23 protein-coding genes and 1 tRNA gene are annotated in these 20417 nt (G+C 45.2%); 10 read left to right on the top strand and 14 right to left on the bottom strand.

Annotated features, from left to right (window positions below; all coding sequences use genetic code 11):
* Positions 1-19 precede the first annotated feature (19 nt).
* Together xylB and CHRO_RS22180 are read right to left on the bottom strand one after the other, a co-directional pair.
* Positions 20-1483 (bottom strand): xylulokinase, encoded by a 1464-nt coding sequence (gene xylB / locus CHRO_RS22185; protein ID WP_015156466.1) that lies wholly within the window; start codon positions 1481-1483, stop codon positions 20-22.
* A gap of 81 nt (positions 1484-1564) precedes the next feature.
* Positions 1565-2200 carry a hypothetical protein gene (locus CHRO_RS22180; RefSeq protein ID WP_015156465.1) on the bottom strand — a complete coding sequence of 212 codons (636 nt, stop codon included), beginning with the start codon at positions 2198-2200 and terminating at the stop codon, positions 1565-1567.
* On the opposite strand from CHRO_RS22180, the gene CHRO_RS31335 reads away from it, so the two are divergent.
* Both CHRO_RS31335 and CHRO_RS22175 read left to right on the top strand, forming a co-directional pair.
* Entirely contained in the window at positions 2142-2534 is a 393-nt protein-coding gene (locus tag CHRO_RS31335; protein WP_084739182.1) for a hypothetical protein, read from the top strand. The two genes, CHRO_RS22180 and CHRO_RS31335, sit on opposite strands and share 59 nt — an antisense overlap.
* Before the next feature lie 34 nt (positions 2535-2568).
* A complete protein-coding gene (locus CHRO_RS22175) occupies positions 2569-3009 on the top strand; it encodes a hypothetical protein (protein ID WP_015156464.1) in 441 nt (146 codons plus the stop codon).
* A 159-nt stretch (positions 3010-3168) separates the two neighbouring features.
* Here CHRO_RS22175 and CHRO_RS22170 read toward each other — a convergent pair whose 3' ends face one another.
* The 3 genes from CHRO_RS22170 to upp form a co-directional block, all read right to left on the bottom strand.
* Positions 3169-3453 (bottom strand): YggT family protein, encoded by a 285-nt coding sequence (locus CHRO_RS22170; RefSeq protein ID WP_015156463.1) that lies wholly within the window; start codon positions 3451-3453, stop codon positions 3169-3171.
* A gap of 139 nt (positions 3454-3592) precedes the next feature.
* Complete coding sequence (locus CHRO_RS22165; RefSeq protein ID WP_015156462.1) at positions 3593-3943, bottom strand: ssl2009 family thylakoid membrane protein; 351 nt, start codon at positions 3941-3943, stop codon at positions 3593-3595.
* Between the two features lie 57 nt (positions 3944-4000).
* A complete protein-coding gene (upp, locus tag CHRO_RS22160) occupies positions 4001-4651 on the bottom strand; it encodes a uracil phosphoribosyltransferase (RefSeq protein ID WP_015156461.1) in 651 nt (216 codons plus the stop codon).
* Positions 4652-4982: 331 nt separating this feature from the next.
* Here upp and crtH point away from each other — a divergent pair, with 331 nt between their 5' ends.
* The gene (gene crtH, locus CHRO_RS22155; RefSeq protein WP_015156460.1) at positions 4983-6527 is read left to right on the top strand and encodes a carotenoid isomerase; all 1545 of its coding nucleotides are present in this window, start codon (positions 4983-4985) and stop codon (positions 6525-6527) included.
* A 17-nt stretch (positions 6528-6544) separates the two neighbouring features.
* On the opposite strand, the gene mazG is transcribed toward crtH, so the two are convergent.
* Both mazG and CHRO_RS22145 read right to left on the bottom strand, forming a co-directional pair.
* Positions 6545-7366 (bottom strand): nucleoside triphosphate pyrophosphohydrolase, encoded by an 822-nt coding sequence (gene mazG / locus CHRO_RS22150; RefSeq protein ID WP_015156459.1) that lies wholly within the window; start codon positions 7364-7366, stop codon positions 6545-6547.
* Positions 7367-7412: 46 nt separating this feature from the next.
* Complete coding sequence (locus CHRO_RS22145; RefSeq protein WP_015156458.1) at positions 7413-8045, bottom strand: metal-binding protein; 633 nt, start codon at positions 8043-8045, stop codon at positions 7413-7415.
* On the opposite strand from CHRO_RS22145, the gene CHRO_RS22140 reads away from it, so the two are divergent.
* Together CHRO_RS22140 and CHRO_RS22135 are read left to right on the top strand one after the other, a co-directional pair.
* A complete protein-coding gene (locus CHRO_RS22140) occupies positions 8027-8278 on the top strand; it encodes a hypothetical protein (protein ID WP_041462593.1) in 252 nt (83 codons plus the stop codon). The genes CHRO_RS22145 and CHRO_RS22140 overlap by 19 nt on opposite strands.
* A gap of 28 nt (positions 8279-8306) precedes the next feature.
* Positions 8307-8378: transfer RNA gene (locus tag CHRO_RS22135), tRNA-Val, on the top strand.
* Between the two features lie 413 nt (positions 8379-8791).
* On the opposite strand, the gene CHRO_RS22130 is transcribed toward CHRO_RS22135, so the two are convergent.
* The 3 genes from CHRO_RS22130 to bchL all read right to left on the bottom strand — a co-directional run bounded on the left by CHRO_RS22130 (position 8792) and on the right by bchL (position 11810).
* The gene (locus tag CHRO_RS22130; protein ID WP_015156456.1) at positions 8792-10192 is read right to left on the bottom strand and encodes a ferredoxin:protochlorophyllide reductase (ATP-dependent) subunit N; all 1401 of its coding nucleotides are present in this window, start codon (positions 10190-10192) and stop codon (positions 8792-8794) included.
* Positions 10193-10339: 147 nt separating this feature from the next.
* Positions 10340-10909 (bottom strand): DUF5331 domain-containing protein, encoded by a 570-nt coding sequence (locus CHRO_RS29930; protein WP_015156455.1) that lies wholly within the window; start codon positions 10907-10909, stop codon positions 10340-10342.
* 34 nt (positions 10910-10943) lie between these two features.
* A complete protein-coding gene (gene bchL, locus CHRO_RS22120) occupies positions 10944-11810 on the bottom strand; it encodes a ferredoxin:protochlorophyllide reductase (ATP-dependent) iron-sulfur ATP-binding protein (RefSeq protein WP_015156454.1) in 867 nt (288 codons plus the stop codon).
* 966 nt (positions 11811-12776) lie between these two features.
* Here bchL and CHRO_RS22115 point away from each other — a divergent pair.
* Positions 12777-14267: a hypothetical protein gene (locus CHRO_RS22115; RefSeq protein WP_015156453.1), complete on the top strand. Its 1491-nt coding sequence runs from the start codon at positions 12777-12779 to the stop codon at positions 14265-14267.
* Positions 14268-14330: 63 nt separating this feature from the next.
* Here CHRO_RS22115 and CHRO_RS22110 read toward each other — a convergent pair whose 3' ends face one another.
* Together CHRO_RS22110 and CHRO_RS22105 are read right to left on the bottom strand one after the other, a co-directional pair.
* Positions 14331-15584, bottom strand: coding sequence for a glycosyltransferase family 4 protein (locus CHRO_RS22110; protein ID WP_015156452.1), 1254 nt, complete (start codon positions 15582-15584; stop codon positions 14331-14333).
* 15 nt (positions 15585-15599) lie between these two features.
* Positions 15600-16397 carry an ABC transporter ATP-binding protein gene (locus CHRO_RS22105; RefSeq protein WP_015156451.1) on the bottom strand — a complete coding sequence of 266 codons (798 nt, stop codon included), beginning with the start codon at positions 16395-16397 and terminating at the stop codon, positions 15600-15602.
* A 256-nt stretch (positions 16398-16653) separates the two neighbouring features.
* On the opposite strand from CHRO_RS22105, the gene msrB reads away from it, so the two are divergent.
* Positions 16654-17148, top strand: coding sequence for a peptide-methionine (R)-S-oxide reductase MsrB (gene msrB, locus CHRO_RS22100; protein ID WP_041462592.1), 495 nt, complete (start codon positions 16654-16656; stop codon positions 17146-17148).
* A gap of 115 nt (positions 17149-17263) precedes the next feature.
* On the opposite strand, the gene CHRO_RS22095 is transcribed toward msrB, so the two are convergent.
* Together CHRO_RS22095 and CHRO_RS22090 are read right to left on the bottom strand one after the other, a co-directional pair.
* Positions 17264-17839, bottom strand: a complete 576-nt coding sequence (locus CHRO_RS22095) for a DUF981 family protein (protein WP_015156449.1) — start codon at positions 17837-17839, stop codon at positions 17264-17266.
* Between the two features lie 189 nt (positions 17840-18028).
* Complete coding sequence (locus CHRO_RS22090) at positions 18029-18460, bottom strand: NirD/YgiW/YdeI family stress tolerance protein (protein WP_015156448.1); 432 nt, start codon at positions 18458-18460, stop codon at positions 18029-18031.
* Between the two features lie 313 nt (positions 18461-18773).
* On the opposite strand from CHRO_RS22090, the gene CHRO_RS22085 reads away from it, so the two are divergent.
* The 3 genes from CHRO_RS22085 (at position 18774) to CHRO_RS22075 (ending at position 20416) form a co-directional block, all read left to right on the top strand.
* Positions 18774-19151, top strand: a complete 378-nt coding sequence (locus tag CHRO_RS22085) for a hypothetical protein (RefSeq protein WP_015156447.1) — start codon at positions 18774-18776, stop codon at positions 19149-19151.
* A 136-nt stretch (positions 19152-19287) separates the two neighbouring features.
* A complete protein-coding gene (locus CHRO_RS22080; RefSeq protein ID WP_015156446.1) occupies positions 19288-20160 on the top strand; it encodes an S-methyl-5'-thioadenosine phosphorylase in 873 nt (290 codons plus the stop codon).
* A gap of 7 nt (positions 20161-20167) precedes the next feature.
* On the top strand, positions 20168-20416 hold the full coding sequence (locus tag CHRO_RS22075; protein WP_015156445.1) for a hypothetical protein: 249 nt from the start codon (positions 20168-20170) through the stop codon (positions 20414-20416).
* The last annotated feature ends 1 nt before the right edge of the window (position 20417 follow it).

Genomic DNA, 20417 nt, shown 5'->3' with positions numbered 1-20417 from the left:
CCCCTACAATGATTTTCTGTTAACGAACGGCTTTGAGGGCTTCGTATAGTAAGCTGTATCGCTTGAATGCTGCTTCGTATGCAGGGTTTGCTTGTGGCTGTACGACTTTATTATCCTGGGGTAGGATCTCAAACGCCGCCTCTAAATCTGGATGCGCGCCAACTCCTACCATTGCTAGAATAGCAGCTCCATAAGCGGCTCCTTCTTCTGAAGAAGGAGCCATCAGTTCTGCTTGTAAAATGTCTGCCAGAATCCGCAACCAAGTGTTAGATCTCGCGCCTCCACCCGTTGCTAAGAGTTGATGAACGGGCGTAATCTCACTAACGATCTCCATTGCCGTTCGCAAGCTAAATGCAACCCCCTCTAAAACGGCACGAACCAAATCTGCCTGTGTATGAGCCAACGACAGGTTAACCCAAGCCCCGCGAGTATCAGGATCGAGGTAGGGGCTGCGTTCTCCTGCTAAATGGGGTAGAAATAGCACCCCACGCGCACCAGGTAGCGATCGCTCTGCCATCTCCATCAAATCGGTAAAGGCAAGCTTTGAGGCAAATGTATCTTTGTACCAACGCAGCGCCCCACCAGCCGCTAGCGTCACTCCCAGTAAGTGATAACCACCGTCAGCATGGCAAAACAAATGCACTCGCCCTTCAGGATCGGGAACCGGGCGATCGCACGGGACAAAAATAACTCCCGATGTACCGATACTGAGACTGCCCCGGTTTAAATGACTAGACGAAATACCCAAGCCAATCGCCGCCGCTGCATTGTCACCACCACCCGCAACCACAGGTAATCCAGCAGGTAATCCCGTACGACTAGCTATTTCCGATTTCAACCGTCCGGCGATCGCGGTGGATTCAACTACGGCAGGAAATAGCCCTACATCGATCTCCAAGGCATTCAGTATATCTGCATCCCATTGCCGCGCTAGATTCAAACATCCCGTACCGGATGCGTCAGAAGGCTCTGTCACTGCCTCCCCTGTCAGCACGTATCCAAGATAGTCTTTTGGCAAAAGAATCTGCTGTAGGCGATCGTATGCCTGCGGTTCTGCTGTCTGCAACCACACCACCTTCGGCAGTTGAAATCCCGTAATTGCTGGATTTCCCGTGCGTTGAATTAACTCTTGTCGCCCAATTGCAGTTTCAATGGCATCAACCGCTGTACCCGTGCGCTGGTCGTTCCACAAAATTGCCGCTCTAATCACTTTACCATCTGCATCGAGCGGTACCATACCATGCATTTGTCCAGATAAACCCAGGGCGGTCGCTGAGTGCCCGTTCAGCTTTTGCGTCAGATCTGACAGGGCTTCTAGACTAGCTGCAACCCAATCAGCAGGGTTTTGCTCAGTCCAACCAGGTTGTGGTGTTAACAGGGGATAGCTTCTCGTCGTCTGCGCGATCGGTTTCCCTTGGAGATCGACTGCGATCGCTCGCACCCCTCCCGTACCCAAATCTAAACCAATAACAACGTCAGCCAACCGCTTTTTCCCAAATTCACAAATCCTATCTTAGCGATTTTAAAATGGCGATTGGTTTAAGCTCAGAAGAGAAATAAAATATTACCTCTGAAGCCAACGCCAATAATAGCGATTCCACTGATAAATTCCCTGAATTTCATACTCCATACCCGTATTTATTAAACGAATGATGCAACTAGTAATAATATCTTCACCATTACGAACCTCGTTAACTTGAAGCACGGTACAGACAAACCATTGACGGCTGCAAGGTCCTTCATCTTGAACCCACTCCCACAAAGCATTAGAGACCTCAATGCGATCGCCTACTTTCAATTTCATTGGCGGTTCGTCATCAATTTCTACATATTTTTCAAAATGAGATGGTTCGATCCGATTGAGCCAAGATAAGCCAAAGCGATCGCGAATAAATTGGACGCTGCCTGAATCTCGCTCTTGCAGCCAATCGTTCATTAGTTGAACTTTCCAAGGTCGTTCCTGTCGCTCCTTTTCCCTCACAAACTGTAAAAAACTTTGTCGTTGTTCGAGAGTCAATTCGTCTAGAGGATTTATTTCCTGCCACTCCTGACGATTGCTATTTATCAACCCTTCTTTACAGAGTGATTCCAACACCACTTGCCGCAGAATTTGTTGCTGCTGGGGATTCAAAGGGTAATTCATGGCATCGCAGCGGGCGATCGCTGCTTGCAAGGCTGCTTCTATCTCACCTGGAGTCATAGCCAATAGCACGTTACTGCTAATTTCTATTTTCTTAATTATTACAGAGGGACGAGGAGTGAGGAGACAAGGCAGCGGGGGGAGACAAGGGAGACAAGGCAGACAAGGGAGACAAGGCAGACAAGGGAGACAAGGCAGACAAGGCAGACAAGGCAGACAAGGCAGACAAGGGAGACAAGGCAGACAAGGGAGACAAGGGAGACAAGGGAGACAAGGGAGACAAGGAAGAATAATTACCGTCAACTGTCAACTGTCAACCAATTACCCATTACCAACTACCAATTACCACTGGTCACCGATAACTGGTCACTGGTCACTGATTAGGGTAAGCTGAGGTTCTAGTCCCGATTAAGATTACAGTTAAAAATATGCGGCGGATTCTGGCTTTAGTTTTCTCTTGCTTTGTGGGAGCGATCGCCTGGTTTAGCCCCTGGTTATATATACCCCCTGCTCATGCCCTGACTCAAATTAAATTAACTAATCTTGATTATCATGAGTGTCCCGCCGAGCTAGCAGCAGGAGCAGTGACAAGTGGTGGTAACACCAGGGCAGCAAAGTGCTTTATTGTCACTGGTAAAGCTGAAAATTCCACGAATAAAACTGTTTATGATGCTGATATTTTCGGACGAGTTTACGATGCTAATAACGACCCGATGATTCAAAACCGCACTCGTCTGGGTTCAATTCCCGAAATCCCACCAGGAGTTAGCGATTTTGAAATGCGACTCTCCGTTCCGGCAAATCAGCCTTTACCTTTACAGTTGAAACAATTTAAAGCAGCAGGTTTTGCTGCCCAAATCCGTAAATAAAGAGGGAACAGGGAACGGGGAACAGGAAATGGGCAAAACTGTTCCCTTCGCTTATTTCCTTCTATAGCCTTTTTCAATTGGATGAAATACAAGATCTGTAGGGGCGCACAGCTGTGCGCCCCTACGAATGTATCGCATCATAACGAGAATCGTTATATCTTAAAAACCCATTGTCGGAGATCCGCTCAATCCACCGACCAAACTACCCGCCAAATTGAGTAAAAGAATTGCCAAGATGGGAGAAATATCAATCCCACCTAGAGGCGGGATAATTGAGCGAAACAAGTTTAAGTAGGGGTCTGTGATTTGGCTCAACGCTGCGAAAGGCTGATTGTACCAGTCAATACTGGGAAACCAGGTCAGCAAAATCCGAATAATAATGAGAACAGAATAAATTTGGATGAAGGTTGCAAGTGTATTTACCAGCAGCTGGGTTGAACTCATAGATGGGTAACTTTCCTGTCAAATATCAATAGTCACAATTCTTTTCAATCTAACCGATCTTTGCGACTAGCAAAGGAGAGAACTGGTTGAGGGTGACATCATCTGTTAGTATCCGCAACCTGAATAGAATAATACTATTCTAGGGCGCGATGTCTTCTTCTCGGTGCGGGACGCGCTCGGAATCCCCTACTCGTTCCCCATTGACTTGTCCTAACGTCAAGCGTACTTCGTCAATTGTCTCATTCAACTGGGCAATTTTATCTTCTAAGCTGCGGCGGGCAATTTCGATACTTTGTTCCGAAGCAGCTTTAAATTGTCGCCGCGATCGCCTGTTGTTAGATCCGGCTAGATTGGCATTGCGTCGATCTGGATCGGCTGCTTGTTCTGACGATCTTTGGGTAACTAGCAGTGCGCCGATCGCACCTCCTAACACACCTCCTACAATCGTCCCGGCGATAAATCCAGTGCTAAATCCATCACGCTGACTCACAATCTCACCATCCCAAAGAATACGATCCCAGCTGCATCTTACCTTATGTGCTGAACCTTATGTACCGAAGGTGCGATCGCCCGCGTCTCCCAATCCTGGCACGATAAAGCCTTGGCTATTCACTCCCTCGTCAATGGTTGCCGTGTATACAACTAAGCCGGGATACGCCACACTTAATTTTTGTAAAGCTGGGGGAGCGGCAACAATGGAAATAATTCGTGTTAGCGCCGGATCGACTCCCCGTTTGGTTAGTTCGCTCATTGTCATCATAATCGAACCTCCCGTTGCTAACATCGGTTCGGTAATCAACACCCGCGTCCCAGGTGGAAACTGAGCTGGTAATTTATTCAGATAGCAACTTGCTTCCAGCGTTTCTTCATTACGCACCAAACCGAGATGGTAAATTGATGCTAAAGGTAATACAGTTTGCGCTGACTCTAGCAATGCTAAGCCCGCTCGTAAAATTGGGACGATCGCGATCGGCACTGTAGGATTAATCATTGTTGCCGGACAAGTAGCTAGAGGCGTTTGCACGGTTAATTCCTCTGTTGGCAACCATTCGCGTACTGCTTCGTAGGTCAACCATCGTCCTAGTTCTGTCATTGCGCTTTTAAATAGCACAGAAGGGGTATCAGCATCGCGAGCAACACCCAACCAATGCTGAATTAATGGGTGGGGAGGAACGTAAACGCGCAGTTGCAATGTCATGAATCTCTAGAAGGCAAGGTGATGCAATTGTTGAATCATCATACTCTGTAGAGACACAAAATTTTGCTAACGGGTAGACACGCGAAATTACTCTCCCTTACATCAGGTAGGTCATCTTGGCAATAGTTGAGAATATTTTTCATTAGTATTGACATTTATTCTCAATCAAGTTTATATTGTTTCTCAAGTGTTCTCCTCTCTTTAAGGATCGGCAGACGGGATTGGTCAGCAAGTGCGGCTAATCCCTATTTTTTTAGGGGTGAGGAGCGAGGAGCGAGAGGAAGAAAAGGTACACTATAAATTCAGTAAAGACTTTTAAAGTGCTAACCCCATGCCTGCTGTTCTACCTGCCTCTAACCCTTACTCCTCACCCCTCACTCCTCACTCCTCATTTGATGCCATCATCATCGGCTCGGGCATTGGGGGATTGGTGACAGCAACTCAACTAGCAGCCAAAGGCGCTAAAGTCTTAGTATTAGAACGCTACTTGATTCCTGGTGGTAGTGCAGGATACTTCGAGCGAGAAGGCTACCGTTTTGATGTTGGGGCATCAATGATTTTTGGCTTCGGCACGCAAGGAACGACTAACTTATTAACTAAAGCCTTAGCCGCAGTTGATGTGAGCCTGGAGACAACTCCCGATCCCGTGCAAGTTCAATATCATTTACCCAAAGGTTTAGACTTAAAAGTTCACCGCAACTATGAGAAGTTTTTGCAAGAACTGACAGCCTATTTTCCCCACGAACGCCAAGGCATCCGCAAATTTTACAACGAATGCTGGAAAGTTTTCAACTGTCTCAACAGTATGGACTTGCTGTCGTTAGAAGAACCTCGGTATTTGACGCGAGTTTTCTTTCAGCATCCTTTTTCTTGTCTGGGGTTAGCCAAGTATTTGCCTCAAAATGTTGGCGATGTGGCACGACGTTATATTAAAGACCCGCAACTGTTGCAGTTTATTGACATAGAGTGTTACATCTGGTCGGTCGTTCCTGCCAACATGACACCGATGATTAATGCAGGGATGGTGTTTTCAGACAGACACTATGGCGGGATTAATTACCCCAAAGGGGGTGTGGGTCAAATTGCGCTGAAATTAGTAGAGGGGTTAGAAAAGGCTGGCGGGAAAATTCAGTATGAAGCGAGAGTGACAAATATTCTGACTGAAAACGGACGGGCTGTAGGCGTACAACTGACATCAGGAGAAGTCTATCGTGCCAAGCGCGTTGTTTCTAATGCGACTCGTTGGGATACATTTGAAAAATTACTGCCAGCCGAGAAAATGCCTCCCTCGGAACAGAAATGGCAGCAAAGATATCAAAAATCTCCTGGTTTTCTCAATTTGCACTTGGGAGTTAAAGCAGATGTGTTAGCACCAGGAACCGAATGCCATCACGTTTTATTAGAAGATTGGGACAAGATGGAGGCAGCAGAAGGAACGATTTTTGTTTCGATTCCAACTTTACTAGATCCTCAGTTAGCACCTGATGGATATCATATCGTCCACACTTTTACTCCTAGCTGGATAGAGGATTGGCAAGGATTATCGCCTACTCAGTACGAACAGAAGAAAGAAGATGCAGCCGGACGTGTAATCGATCGCCTCGAAAAGATTTTTCCTGGTCTAGATGCAGGTTTAGACTATATGGAGGTAGGCACGCCTCGCACCCATCGTCGCTTTTTAGGACGAGATGACGGGACGTATGGACCCATACCTCAGCGTAAGTTATTGGGATTGTTAGGAATGCCATTTAATCGCACGGCTGTACCTGGGTTGTATTGCGTCGGCGATAGTACATTTCCAGGGCAAGGATTGAATGCAGTTGCGTTTTCGGGGTTTGCCTGCGCTCATCGAATTGCTGTCGATCTGGGATTATAACAGTACAAATAGCAGCATTACGGCAGTTTATCTGATTGCTTTAACTGGGCTTTAGCACGCTGCCAGAGAGCTTCTAATTCTTCTAAAGAGTAATCTGTTAGGGGACGACCTGCTAATGTTTCGACTTGAGATAAGCGCTGAATAAAACGCTGATTTGTACCTTGTAAGGCAGCATCAGGATCGAGATCGTACCACCGTGCCAGGTTAATAACAACAAATAGCAAATCTCCCAATTCTTCTTGTTGCCTTGCAGGAGATTCATGGGCGATCGCCTGTTGAAATTCTGCCAATTCTTCGTTAAATTTTTCCCAGACTCCTTCTACATTGTCCCATTCAAAACCGACTGCCGCAGCTTTGCGCGAAATCTTCATTCCGGCGGTGAGGGGTGGGAGTGTTCGAGCATATCGTAAAAGTTTATTGGTCAGTTTTTCTGCTGCAATTGGCGATTCACCTTTTTCCGCAGCTTTGATTGCTTCCCAATTTTGCCGCACTTGTTCGACGTTTTCTACAGTGACATTGCCAAAGACGTGAGGATGGCGGCGAATTAGTTTTTGGGTAATGCCTTGAGCAACTTCTGCCAAACTAAAATCACCCACTTCTGAAGCAATTTGGGCTTGCAGAACGACTTGTAATAGTAAATCTCCTAGTTCTTCCGCGATCGCATTTTTATCTCCACTCCGAATCGCGTCAACGACCTCATAAGCTTCTTCAGTAACGTAGGGAATTAATGTTTCTGGTGTTTGGACTAAATCCCAAGGACAACCACCATCAGGCGATCGTAATTTGGCTACTACATTAATTAGATCTTGTAAGGCGGCGAGAATTCGCTCTTTTGTCATTGGTAGTTGGTAGTTGGTAGTTGGTAGTTGGTAGTTGGTGAGCAAATTACGACTTACGACTTTTCCTTTGCTCCCTCAGCTTCCTCAGCTCCCTGGGCTCCCTCAGCTCTCTTCTATCTCCTGTCTCCTTTTTTCTGACTATTTTGCCACGTTGCGGTGGGAGATTGCGGTTTTTTTGTTTCTGCTGGCGTTTATAGGTAGAATGGCTCCAATCGCTAATAACGTGGCTCATCGCTCCTAATTCTAGTCCGAGACAGAGCGCGATCCATTCGGTGGTATGGTGAGTTAGCGATCGCTTGACCGTTTCCCACCAGGTCTGCCAGTGCCATCCCACATTCCACACAAATTGAGCAATTCCCAAAAAGAAAAGTCCTAAAATACTTAACCAGATAGCAAGGTAGATGAGGCGTAGGATCGTGCCGATCGCGAATCCGTGAGACAGTATGGAACGGTGCTTGACGGTTTTTTGATAAGGTATCCAAATCCAGCGCGCGTAACCCCAACGCTGGTACTGTCGAGAGTAGAGATCCAAGTCGGGACCAAACATCAGCCCGCTGAATAAATATGCCCCTGATAAGATTAATGTAATATTGCCGCTCTGAGTTTGTCCGAAGGCGATCCCGGCAACTACAGGTAAACTCCAGAGAGTGATGCGATCGTGTGTTTGACCAGAGGGCATGGGCTTGTTTTGGGTTAATTATTCGTAATTGGAACAAGGGGGACAAGGGGGACAAGGGGGACAAGGGGGACAAGGGGGACAAGGGAGACAAGGGGGACAAGGGGGACAAGGGGGACAAGGGGGACAAGGGAGACAAGGGGGACAAGGGGGACAAGGGGGACAAGGGAGAATGGTTTGTGGCAAACAAAAAATTTTTGGAAAAGCTGGATCTAAATCGTAGATGTTTGCTATGATAAACATCCGTGAGAAAAACGGCTACACGGGCGATTAGCTCAACGGTAGAGCGCCTGCCTTACAAGCAGGATGTTACAAGTTCGAATCTTGTATCGCCCATAAGTTATCAAAAAATAGAGTGTCAAAACTGCTATGGGACAACAACCATAAGTTGTCCCATTCAGATAAGACAATCCCCCCTAGCCACCTAACAACAGGTAGAACAATGTCCCCCTTTTTAAGGGGGGTTGGGGGGATCTTCGAGGATCGATCGCTTTTAACTGAACCGTATTGCTGTATAAGAGTAAAAAATAAAAAGTAGAGACGTTGCATAACACATCTCTACTTTTTGTAAGTTGCCTAACTTGACAGCTAAAATGCTAGCTCTGACCTTATTTAGGCATTTTGACTTTTGACTGATGTACGGACGGGTTTAAGGCAGAATGCTCGGTTCTAGAACAGATCTCTTCTAAAAACCCGCCCCTACAAATGCTTGCCTTTTGACTTTTAACTTTTAACTTTTGACTTTTGTGCTAGATTTTGGCTTCTTCCTTGACTAACTTGTCCCAACCCAAGTCTTTGAGGTTGTTATTGCGGCGTAGGGGTCGAGTTACCAATTCGAGAATATCGCGGGCGTTGGTAAAGCCGTGAATTTGCGCAAATGTGAACTCTACAGACCACTTGGTATTGATTCCCCGTGCTTCTAGGGGGTTAGCATGTGCCATACCTGTAATTACCAAATCAGGCTTCAACTCATAAATCCGCTGGACTTGGTTGTAGTTGTCCGGCTTCTCAACAATTTTAGGTAAGGGTACGCCCATTTCTTGACAAGTTTTTTCTAGCATTGCTAATTCAGCCGCTTGGTAGCGTTTATCCATATATGGAATGCCGATTTCGGGTACGGTCATGCCACAACGGATCAGAAATCTTGCCAAAGAGATTTCGAGTAAGTTATCTCCCATGAAGAAGGCAGATTTGCCGCGAATCAATTGCACGTAATCTTCTAAATTTGCCCAAATTTGAGCTTCTCGTTCGTCTAACCCTTTGGGAGTGATGCCAAATACAGAGCAAATTTTTTCAACCCAAGCGCGAGTGCCATCGGGACCAATTGGAAAGGGTGCGCCGATGAGTTTGCACTTGCGACGACGCATTAAAGTTGTTGCCGTCCGCGATAAGAAGGGGTTGACACCAACGACATAATACCCTTCTTCTAGAACTGGTAGTTCGGTGTAACGCTTGGCAGGTAGCCAGCCAGAAACTTTGATCCCCTGTTTTTTTAATTCCAAGGTAAGTTGGGTAACAACCGGATCGGGGAGAGAACCGAATAATACCAGTGGCGGATGATTGACATACTCAGATTCTTCTTGGGCAAGTTCTTCTTTTTTCTTCCCAAAGTGGAGCAGTTTTTGAATCGCGTTGCGTTCGTTTTTCTCAGTCTCGGCTACAGGTGCTTCATTCGGACAACGGGCTGCCATTGCTGCTAGAACTGTATCTTCCCCTTGGGTAAAGGCGTAGTCTAAGCCATTTGCCCGCGCTACTACGATGGGGATACCGATCTCGGATTCTAACTTGGGTGCTAAGCCTTCCAAGTCCATTTTGATGATTTCGGTGGTACAAGTGCCGATCCAAACAATCACGCTGGGGTTGCGATCGCGCTTAATTTGCTCGCACAATCGCTTTAACTCCTCATAATCGTTCAACTGGGCGGAAATATCCCCTTCTTCTAGTTCTGCCATCGCATAGCGAGGTTCGGCAAAAATCATCACCCCCATAGCATTTTGCAAGAAATAGCCGCAGGTCTTCGTCCCAATTACCAAAAAGAAACTATCTTCAATTTTTTGGTAAAGCCAAGCAACGCAACTGATTGGGCAAAATGTATGATAATTGCCAGTTTCGCATTCAAAATTGAGTGCTTCCGGTTGTGCCAAAGTCATAAATCGGTGTTCTCCCCTTCTGATTTAAAGGATGAATGGGGAGCCGAGAGACACGGGAGACAAGGAGGACAAGGGAGACAACGGAGGAAAGATTCATTCAATATCTAAAATTCCCCGACTCCCGACTCCCGACTCCCGACTCCCCAATTAAAATTCAGGAAATAAACGTGAAATCTCGTCGTTGCCAGTTTTACCTTCTCTAGGACGGTTAGAACTCGCAGACTGTTCGTCCGCCCAGATATCGCCGAAGTCAGACTGACTAAAATTTTTTTTTGCGTCAGGTGTTTGCCCAGTTGCCTGCGCTGTTGTAGGAGGGACATCACCCGTAGATAATGCATCTAGTTCGCTTTCGGCGCGATCGTCCATCATACCCATGAGCGCATCCATTTGCGTGTCAGGATTAGAGGGATGGGGGTTTCCCATCGGATTGTGCGGGCGATCGCTCGATAGCTTTTCTGGGTCAAAATTTAACTCCAGAACGTCAATTAAAGCATTGAGATCGGGATTGAGTTTAGTAAAAGGAATCATTAATTCCGCTAATTGCGGTTCCAGCGCGCTCACAACTCCCAGGATGAGGTTAGAAGATGGTCGCCTTCCACCATCGGGCGTGGTGACGTATTCTACTTCCATTTGCTTAGCAATCCAAGCATGATTGGCATGAAAGAATTGCACCCACTTTTGTTTTAAAGATGCCGTTAAGTCTGTGAAAAATGCCATCTACTTTACACCTCATCCAAAAATACTAGACCGATCAAACCATCATCAAGTCTAGTTCTTCTTCTGGAGATGGAACAGGTGGTTTGGTGGGATTGAGGTAAAAATCAGACAACAGGGCAAATAATTCGCGATCTGGCGAGTCATTTGGCACAACTCCTTCTGGACGCGCCAAAATTTGGTCGGCGACGTTGAGATAGTAATCGCAGACGTAATTTAGGGAAGGATCGGACTCAGCCATTTCAAACAAAGTCTTGCCTTTGACGCGAGAAACGCGAATATCTTCGATGAGCGGCAATACTTCTAATACGGGCATGGGTACGGATTCGATATATTTATCGATCAGGTCGCGTTTAGCGGTACGATTGCCGATCAATCCTGCCAATCGTAGGGGGTGGGTGCGTGCTTTTTCTCTCACAGAAGCAGCAATGCGGTTAGCTGCAAACAAGGCATCAAAACCGTTATCGGTGACAATCATGCAGTAGTCAGCGTAGTTTAATGGAGCAGCAAAGCCACCACATACCACGTCACCCAATACGTCAAATAGAATCACGTCGTATTCGTCAAAGGCGTTGAGTTCTTTTAACAGCTTGACTGTCTCGCCAACGACGTAACCACCGCAACCTGCACCCGCTGGTGGTCCCCCTGCTTCAACGCAATCTACGCCACCGTAGCCTTTATAAATCACGTCCTCAGCCCAGACATCTTCGTAGTGATAGTCTTTTGACTGAAGCGTATCGATAATGGTGGGAATTAAAAATCCTGTCAGGGTAAAGGTACTATCGTGCTTTGGATCGCACCCGATTTGTAAAACCTTTTTACCGCGCTTGGCAAGAGCGACAGAAATGTTACAGCTCGTTGTAGATTTACCGATGCCACCTTTTCCGTAGACTGCAAGTTTCACGTTGGGTTGGCTCCTATCGTTGTTTTGTTATGGCTCTGGCTCAAGAAGTACACGAAGTCAAAAGTCAAAAGTTAAAAATCAAAAGCCCTATGTTGTGGGCATTTGGTACTTTTCCTTATTGATGATTTATTTCTGTCGTGCTGTACTAGCTTGCCGATCGCCGTTTTTGGTTCGATTACTTGTCATTATCTGGCAAGGGCAAGGGAAATGAAAGGGCATCTTCAGATAAAAAAGAGAGTAAATCAGTATTTCTGAGCTAAAAAAGTAATATTTTCTCTAATATCTTCCGAAAACTCTATTTAAGCTTAAATTATCCTACTAAAACAATTTTGTGTTTTTATTTTATATAAATAGTTACAAAATACAAATAAACTTGTTTGTGGAAACGATCGCGATCGCCGAGTCCCAAAGCTAGAGTATTTATACTTGTTAAACTTGTAATGGCGATCGCAAATATCGCCCTAATCCCTCTTACTCGGGGCGATCGAGGTGTCCTCTGATGAAGAGTTAAATTTTGCTGAAATTGAGCTACGTTACGAGACAAATAGCAAAACTATGGCGGTCGCACTGTGAAAATGGAGTTAGCTGGTAAGGAAAGCGGTTGGGAATAAGCGATCGCTCAGTTTATACAAAGAATCATTAATTTTCTCAAGCCATAGACTCAGATCCCCCCTAGCCCCCCTTTCCAAGGGAGGAACAAAAGCCCCTCTTTCGACACTAGGAACAAAAGTCCGCTTCTGACAGTATGAACAAAAGCCCCCTTCCGACGGTATGAACAAATCGCCCCCCTGCCAACGCCACAAACAAAAGCCCCCCTTTTTAAGGGGGGGTTGGGGGGATCTCTTTTGCCGTAGTCGAAAATTCAAAAGGCACGAAATATAGATACGATATGCGATCGCAAATTCTCGCTCCTAGCAGTAGAATCTACTGTATGCCGAAACTACTAACTTAAATTTCTGTCTACACTTGCCACAAAATCTCAGGTTTAGAAGAAATAAGGAAGATTTACGCGATCGCAGCTCTAGTTATGGCTGGTATCATATTCTGCCAGTAATTTGCATTGCCAGCTTTTTCTTCTACCTACAAGCCCGTTACTTACATTTAGCAGCGTTTCCATTTACTGACGAAGGAGTTTATGCAGAAGCGGGTCGATTGATGTTGGAAGGACTCGCCCCCCACAAAGATTTTCCGCTTTGGCATCTGCCGCTGTTACCGCTATACAGTGGCATCGTCTTGAAATTAACCGGAAATATGTATTGGGTACGGCTGTTATTTCTTGCTTTAAATTGCTTTGCCGTCGTTCCCTTTTATTTAACTTGTAAAAAGTTACGAGATAATTCTTCAGCCGCCATTCTTGCCATTTTATTTTACCTGACATTTCACGAACTGATGTTTCAGGATTTTCGATTTCTAGCAATTAGACAAATGGCAAACAATTTTCTAATTGTATTCTTTTATTTAGGGGTCTGTCAAAAGCAGTGGAAATGGAAGCCAATAGTACAAGCTCTCTTATTTGGCTTTTCCGTGTTACTATTTTTACCTAACTTATTAAATTTTTCTTTTCTGGCTTTGGCTATGAGCTACTCTGAAGAGTCAAGAGTACAGCGATCGCGAGAATTAAAAAAATATTTTTTACTCGGTGTTCTAGCAATATTTATCTTATTTATCTATTTTGTGTTTGTTCCTCGCAGTCTTGACCAAATTGTATTCGGACAAATAAACCGCGAAGCAACTGGGAGATTCGAGCGGTTATTTGTTCTTTTACAAGCTAAAAAAGATATATATTTATATCTACTTGGTTGCGGCGGACTAATCTATACTGCTATTTGGCAAAGAAAATTAAGATTTTACGCTTTAGCATTCCTTGGCTTAGTCGTAACTAGCACCTTTCTTTCTTCAAACTTCTTTCCTCACTATATGTCAGGTGCTGCACCAGCATTTGCTTTTGGTATATTTGGGTTAGGAATAGGAATTTACCAATTTTGTCAACGTCTTCCTCTAAGTGCGATCGCTGCAAATTTTATCTCGTTAATTATTTATATCCTGCTTTTTTCATATCAATTTTCAAATACATTTCCCTCGTTGTACGAGCAATGGACAAATAATCGTAATCCTAGTTATTATCAGACAGTTGTAGCACTTACCAAAACGCCCGAACCACTCCTAACTATGGAACCTATCTTTGCTGTTGAAGCAGGAAAAAAGCTGGTCAGAACTCCAATTGAAATCTATTTTCGCGCCCCAGGAATTGATTTTCCCAATCCAGATGTTGCAAATAAGTTTAGTCAACAAGATTTTCAAGCTATGGCAACTGAAGCCTGCACGATTTTTTTAGAAGGCAAGGGCGAACAAGTTTTTCCGATTGAGTTACAAAAACGATGGCGAGCAGAATTTCAGACTTTTCAGAAAACTCGCTGGGGAACTATTCTGGTGACAAATAACTTTGGTTGCCATTAATTATCAGTTGTCAGTTAAAGGTTGTTAAAAGCGATCGCGCAAAGGCGCTAAGACGCAAAAGGGTTAGCTTGTGGTTACTTTAAATTTTGAGTTTTTAGTTGCTAGTAATTGCTGATAAATATTGTCGTGTGCTTTGGCAATCGCAGACCAAGTAAAGCGATCGCTTAATTGACTGGCTGTAGCACTGAGGCGATCGCATTTCGCTCGATCTGGAATGAGTTTGAGCAAAGCCTCGGTTAGTGCTGTGTCATTGCGAGTTGGTATGAGTTTCAACAGATTTTCAGCTAATAAATCGGGATCTGGTGGAGTGCTGCGAGTAGCAATTACAGGCAAACCATGCGCCATTAAAGCCAGTAAGGAGCCGCTTTTGAGCGTCACGCCATGATTGAAGGGTAACACGCCCAGATCGGCTCCAGAGAGGTAGTGAGAAGCTGTTTCACCACTTACGTAACCCGTCATGGAAACGCGATCGTTCAGATGGAGTTCCTTGACTAATAGTTGCAGCCGATCCCAATAAGATTTCGCTGCTTCTGCCTGTAAAGCTAAACTTTCTACACCTCCCAGTAATAACAATCGCGCCTGGGGCTGTTGAGTCACAACTTGCCTAAATGCCGATAATAAATACTCGATGCCTTTAACAGGATGCAGAAAGCCAAAAAAGACAACTACAAAACTATCTGACAACCAACCAAATTGCTGTCGTAGCTGCTGTCGCGCCTGTTGGCGATCGATCGGAACTACTGTAATGTTTGCGGCGATCGCAATTCGGTGCAAGCGATCGGTATAATTTGGCATTCGTTTGAGGATGACACTTTCTGCCTCGGCGTTAGTCGTAATAATGGCATCGCTTCCCGTGAGTAAAAAACCATCTTCTCGATCCCACCATCCCCGCTGTTGTCCCCACATTTTCAGCCATTCCAAAAACTGAGGTGGAATTCCTTTTGGTTGCCATTCCCACCAACCATACTCATGCACGGTGGTGACAATTGGTTTTCGGTAGCCAAAAATTCGTAATAGGGGTGGTAGGAGAAAAATCGGGCGTTGAAAGCAGTACGTCCCAGCTGCGTGTTGAATGTGAAGCAGATCGGCAGCAGTAGATTTGACAGCACGGACTAGAGATAATATTTGAGACAATCCCCAATCTGTCACGACTCCCTTAACATTAGGGTCGTCGATCGCTGTTGCCGCAGCCTGAGTTGTGAGTACGATCGAATTCACCCCCTGTTTTGCCAGTGCTTGTCTCAAGTAAGCAGTATAGTGGGCAGTACCACAGCGATCGGGTTGATATGTACCTGCAATAATAGCGATGGTAGTCATTAGCAACAATTTTATTTATAATTTATTTCCCTTGCCCTTACGTCCTATTGGTACGCACATTGGTGTTCCCAAAACTGGATCGGCAACAATACGACACTCCAGCTCGAAAACCTCTTGGATCGTATCTTCAGTCATCACTAGCTTTGGCGATCCAGCGGCAAAAATTCGACCATCTTTGACAGCTACTAAATAATCGGCATAACGGCACGCCTGATTTAAGTCATGCAACACCATCACGATTGTCCGTCCCTGGTGGTTTAACTCATACAACAAATCTAAAACTTCTATCTGGTGGGTTAAATCGAGAAAAGTCGTCGGTTCGTCCAAAAGTAAAATCTCCGTGTCTTGCGCCAAAGCCATTGCAATCCAAGCTCGCTGTCGTTGTCCGCCTGATAAAGTGTCTAGCGATCGCTCTGCTAGCTCTAGCAAATCTGTAATCAAGAGTGCCTGTTGAACGATCTTCTCATCTTGTACTGACCACTGTTGCAACCAGTTTTGATAGGGATAACGCCCTTGTGCTACTAAATCCCGTACTGTTAACCCTTCTGGTGCGACTGGAGCTTGAGGTAAAATTCCTAACTGTTGGGCGACTTCTTTGGTAGAAAGCTGCAAAATCGAAGTGCTATTGAGATAGACCGCACCACCACGAGGTTTGAGTAATCTTGCCAGTCCCCTTAATAACGTCGATTTACCACAACCATTTGCACCAACTAAAGCAGTAATTTGTCCTGTCGGGATTGCCAAATTCAAGTCATGGATAATCGGCGTACCGTCGTAAGCTAAAGAGAGATTTTTGGTTGACAATCCTTTCATAAGCTCGATCTCTGACGATGACGAATTAACAAATAGAGAAGATAGGAATGCGTAGTCCCAGCCTTAATGGTTCGGGATTTGAGTTTTAATTGCGAACTATTGACAACAATTCTACAGATAAACGATCGGAGGAAGTCAGAAGTCAATGATTTTTAGCTGGCTTTAATTTTCATCTCAGCCGGAACTCAGAGTTTTTGCTTAGCGTGTATGAGGTGCGATCGCGCTTATACAAATCATCGGTCAGAATATATAAATGATGAAAAAACGAGATTTTTTACACGCTAGTGCAGCAGTAGTTGGCATGGCGCTGTTATCGCGTTATCTACCTTGGAGATCGGACGATATGGCAACGGCAAATAATGAATTTGAGATCGAAAAAACTGAGGCAGAGTGGCGCAAAACATTAACACCAGAACAGTTTCGCGTCCTGCGTCAACACGGAACCGAACGGGCAAGGACTAGTCCCTTAGATAAGCAATATGGCAAAGGTACATATGTCTGTGCTGGTTGCGGCTTACCGCTATTTACCTCGCAGACTAAATTCGACAGCGGTACTGGCTGGCCCAGCTTTTTTACTCCGATTGAAGGTGCGATCGCGACATCTGTAGATAAGTCACTGTTTATGACCAGAGTTGAAGTCCATTGTCGTCGCTGTGGCGGGCATTTGGGTCATGTCTTCGAGGATGGTCCCAAACCGACTGGCAAGCGTTATTGCATGAATGGTGTGGCAATGAACTTTATTTCTGGCTGATAGAACAGCTATGTATGCGCAGGGGCGGGTTTATCTAAAATATCTATCAGAGTCAAAGCTGTTGGAAAAAACCCGCCCGTACAAAATTCGTGTCTGTCTCAATGGCGATCGCAGTCTACCGCATTGGTGCTGGAACCCACTGCTGAAAGCTATCTAAGTGACTCCAATAAGCCATGTATCCGGTCAGCGCCCAAATTAATGCAGCGGCAATTAATCCGACTGCTCCAACGATGCGCCACAAACGATTATTTTTAAAGTACCAGAGTGTTGGCGCGGCACAAACTCCGGCTAATCCCGTCAAAATGAAGCCGATGCCTGAGAGGATAGGTTGTTTCGTCAATCCCAAATTTATCAGGCGTACGCCTACTACGATTGCGACTAGCCCAGCAAAGAAACCATAAATCGCTAGAGTAATTAACTCCCAGCCTTTTGCCAAACTAATAGACGTACCAATAAACAGGATGCCAAACAGAACGCTAGTTTCGCCAAATGCAATATTGAAACTGCCTCTGACAGTCCAAGTTAATGTCATGTGCAATCCAGTGGTAAGTGCGATCGCGCCCGTAATTCCAAACCCAGGAATCCATTTGTTTTGGTAGGGATCGTCCAAGCCAGCATAGACATAGTACGCCAGTAAAAACAACCCAGCGACCATGTTAATCAACATTAACGTAATGTAATCTATAAACACAAATAAACCTCATCAACCAAAAGTAGATTTTCCGAAATCTAGCCTGAGAGTCTTGAAGCTATATAACAACAGTTCAATTCTAAATTTAAAACTCTATATCAAAACTGGGGTGCAAACTATAACTGCACCCCTTATTATTTGCTCTTTTATTTCTCCTGCCAATCGCTCTAGTTTTACAGCAGTACCACTTTACGGTTTTACTGGCTGAGCAGCGGCAGGCAGACGTTCGGGCTTTGGCTTGCCTGCCCAAGGCGGCGGACCCTCAGCAGGGCGAATTTCAATCGTGGAACCATTAGCACGAGTGATAGAAAAGGCATCAAACTCGCCACTTTTTTTGCCGATCTCGCCTCTTACACTGACTTCTTCCCCTGGTTTGAGATTAATTTCTCGCCACCAACGGGGACCAGCATCGACAATAATTTCTCCCGAACCATCTCTAAGAGTGAAATCGTTACCAACAACGCTGACGACTTCGCCAGAAATGACTGTACCTCTGGCACGTTGTTGTAGATCGCCAATTCTAGTTCTACTTTGCGCTTGGGCAAAGCTAGGCAACATAGGAATGGCGATCGCGCCCATAACTGCTGTTAAGGCTAAACTCAAGAATGCTCCATGCTTCATAGTTGTTTGCCTCCAATATTTTGCTTCTAGTTTTCAGTATAAAAATGATGCAAATATGACAACAAGAGGTCAGAAATTAGGAGTCAGCAGTCAAAAACTATGACGTGACTTCATAAAATAGCTAAGCTAGATTGCATTTTTTAGTTTTTGAGCTATTAAAGATTACTGAGGAATGTAACTCAAATTACATCTTGAGATAGAGATATTCAATTCTTATATTTGACACAAACTCTCCAAAAGGTAGATCCATCTAGCTAAAGGAAAGTTTTAGCATCGATCCCAACAATAAACAAATCTATTGGGAGAAAAATTCATGAGTGAAGCAAGATCTAAAGAAAAAGTTACCCGTAATGACGAGATGGATACCTCAACAGCAGATCGGGGCATCATTCCAGCAGAGGTAGCAGCTCGTATGGATCGTGAAGGTGAAGATTATCGGGAAACAGCTGAAGAACAAGCGGGTGCTGAAAGCCTTAATGTTACAGGTGGTGCTACTGTAGACCAAGAGGGTTTAGCCAATAACTATGCAGTTGAACCCGAAATGTATTACGAAACTCCAGGCGATCGCACCGCCATGATTGAAGCGGAAGAAGCCGAACGCCAGCAAACACTAGAAGAACTGAATGAAGACGAACAAGGCAAGCTGACTGAAGAAGGCGACCAACGCCACAAAGGACCGGGAATCATTTAATCCTACAAATATTGGAGACAGCTAAATACTCCAGAGGTCAGCCGCTTGACAATCTTGCAAATTGATTGAAGCGGTTTTTTGTTGCTTATTTGCCTTAGAATAATCTGACGTTGCGGCATTGCGTGGAGCGAAAATCGTGGCAGAGGCAAAAATTGGCATCATTGGAGGCAGTGGACTCTACAAAATGGAAGCACTTCAGGATGTAGAAGAGGTGCAAGTTGATACGCCTTTTGGTGCGCCCTCAGATGCATTAATTGTGGGAACCATAGAAGGAACGCGGGTAGCCTTTCTCGCCCGTCACGGTCGCAATCATACGCTTTTACCTTCAGAATTACCTTTTCGTGCCAATATCTACGCGATGAAACAGTTAGGCGTAGAATACATCATCTCTGCGTCTGCTGTTGGTTCTTTGAAGGAGGAAGCGAAACCTTTAGATATGGTCGTACCCGATCAATTTATCGATCGCACGAAAAATCGCATCTCGACTTTTTTTGGTGAGGGAATAGTTGCCCATATTGCTTTCGCCGATCCGGTATGCGATCGATTAGCGGGAATTTTAACTGAGGCGATCGCCAGTCTCAATCTCTCAGATGTTACCCTACATCGTGGCGGAACTTACGTTTGCATGGAGGGTCCAGCCTTTTCTACCAAAGCAGAATCTCACCTTTACCGCAGTTGGGGTGCAACGGTTATCGGTATGACCAACTTACCAGAGGCAAAGTTAGCCAGAGAAGCAGAAATTGCCTACGCTACCCTAGCCTTAGTAACAGACTATGACTGCTGGCATCCAGACCACGATAGCGTTACCGTCGAGATGGTAATTGCTAACCTGCAACGTAATGCCAAGAATGCCCAAATGGTAATTCAAGAAACGGTACGGCGCTTGAGTAAAAATCCTCCTGCCTCAGAAGCGCACTCCGCTTTAAAGTATGCTATTCTTACACCCCTAAATAAAGTGCCTGTGGCAACTCAAGAAAAGTTGGGACTGTTGTTGAAGAAATATCTATGAAATTGATATGAAAGAGCAATTTCTCAAATGGATAAATCTTGCCCTAGTAGCAGATTTCTTTCTCGTCCTCTTTGCTTTCTTCTGGCTGGCGATCGCAGTTGCTGGTCACGTCTTGCATTTACCCTTGGGTTTAGACTTATGGTATAAGCTGTGGCAACCTGTTTTTACTCCCGCGATCGGTATTCTCATGGCTGGAACGATTATTAGCGGGTTGGCGAGTTGGGTAACAAAGCGGCTCAATTCTCAGCAGAATTGAG

It is taken from the genome of Chroococcidiopsis thermalis PCC 7203 (assembly GCF_000317125.1).
Classification (GTDB): Bacteria; Cyanobacteriota; Cyanobacteriia; order Cyanobacteriales; family Chroococcidiopsidaceae; genus Chroococcidiopsis; species Chroococcidiopsis thermalis.
The sequence above is the reverse complement of the archived record's forward strand: the minus strand, read 5'-3'. Positions and strand labels throughout refer to the sequence as shown.

Bases quoted from the DNA above. Each gene is read 5' to 3' on its own strand.
- CHRO_RS22090 (WP_015156448.1), bottom strand. From the start codon at position 18,460: ATGAAGCATGGAGCATTCTTGAGTTTAGCCTTAACAGCAGTTATGGGC.
- CHRO_RS22170 (WP_015156463.1), bottom strand. From the start codon at position 3,453: ATGAGTTCAACCCAGCTGCTGGTAAATACACTTGCAACCTTCATCCAA.
- CHRO_RS29930 (WP_015156455.1), bottom strand. From the start codon at position 10,909: ATGGCATTTTTCACAGACTTAACGGCATCTTTAAAACAAAAGTGGGTG.
- CHRO_RS22110 (WP_015156452.1), bottom strand. From the start codon at position 15,584: ATGACTACCATCGCTATTATTGCAGGTACATATCAACCCGATCGCTGT.
- msrB (WP_041462592.1), top strand. From the start codon at position 16,654: ATGAAAAAACGAGATTTTTTACACGCTAGTGCAGCAGTAGTTGGCATG.
- CHRO_RS22130 (WP_015156456.1), bottom strand. From the start codon at position 10,192: ATGACTTTGGCACAACCGGAAGCACTCAATTTTGAATGCGAAACTGGC.
- CHRO_RS22180 (WP_015156465.1), bottom strand. From the start codon at position 2,200: ATGACTCCAGGTGAGATAGAAGCAGCCTTGCAAGCAGCGATCGCCCGC.
- upp (WP_015156461.1), bottom strand. From the start codon at position 4,651: ATGACATTGCAACTGCGCGTTTACGTTCCTCCCCACCCATTAATTCAG.
- mazG (WP_015156459.1), bottom strand. From the start codon at position 7,366: ATGACAAAAGAGCGAATTCTCGCCGCCTTACAAGATCTAATTAATGTA.
- CHRO_RS22145 (WP_015156458.1), bottom strand. From the start codon at position 8,045: ATGCCCTCTGGTCAAACACACGATCGCATCACTCTCTGGAGTTTACCT.
- CHRO_RS31335 (WP_084739182.1), top strand. From the start codon at position 2,142: ATGGCATCGCAGCGGGCGATCGCTGCTTGCAAGGCTGCTTCTATCTCA.
- CHRO_RS22085 (WP_015156447.1), top strand. From the start codon at position 18,774: ATGAGTGAAGCAAGATCTAAAGAAAAAGTTACCCGTAATGACGAGATG.
- CHRO_RS22175 (WP_015156464.1), top strand. From the start codon at position 2,569: ATGCGGCGGATTCTGGCTTTAGTTTTCTCTTGCTTTGTGGGAGCGATC.
- crtH (WP_015156460.1), top strand. From the start codon at position 4,983: ATGCCTGCTGTTCTACCTGCCTCTAACCCTTACTCCTCACCCCTCACT.
- CHRO_RS22105 (WP_015156451.1), bottom strand. From the start codon at position 16,397: ATGAAAGGATTGTCAACCAAAAATCTCTCTTTAGCTTACGACGGTACG.
- CHRO_RS22075 (WP_015156445.1), top strand. From the start codon at position 20,168: ATGAAAGAGCAATTTCTCAAATGGATAAATCTTGCCCTAGTAGCAGAT.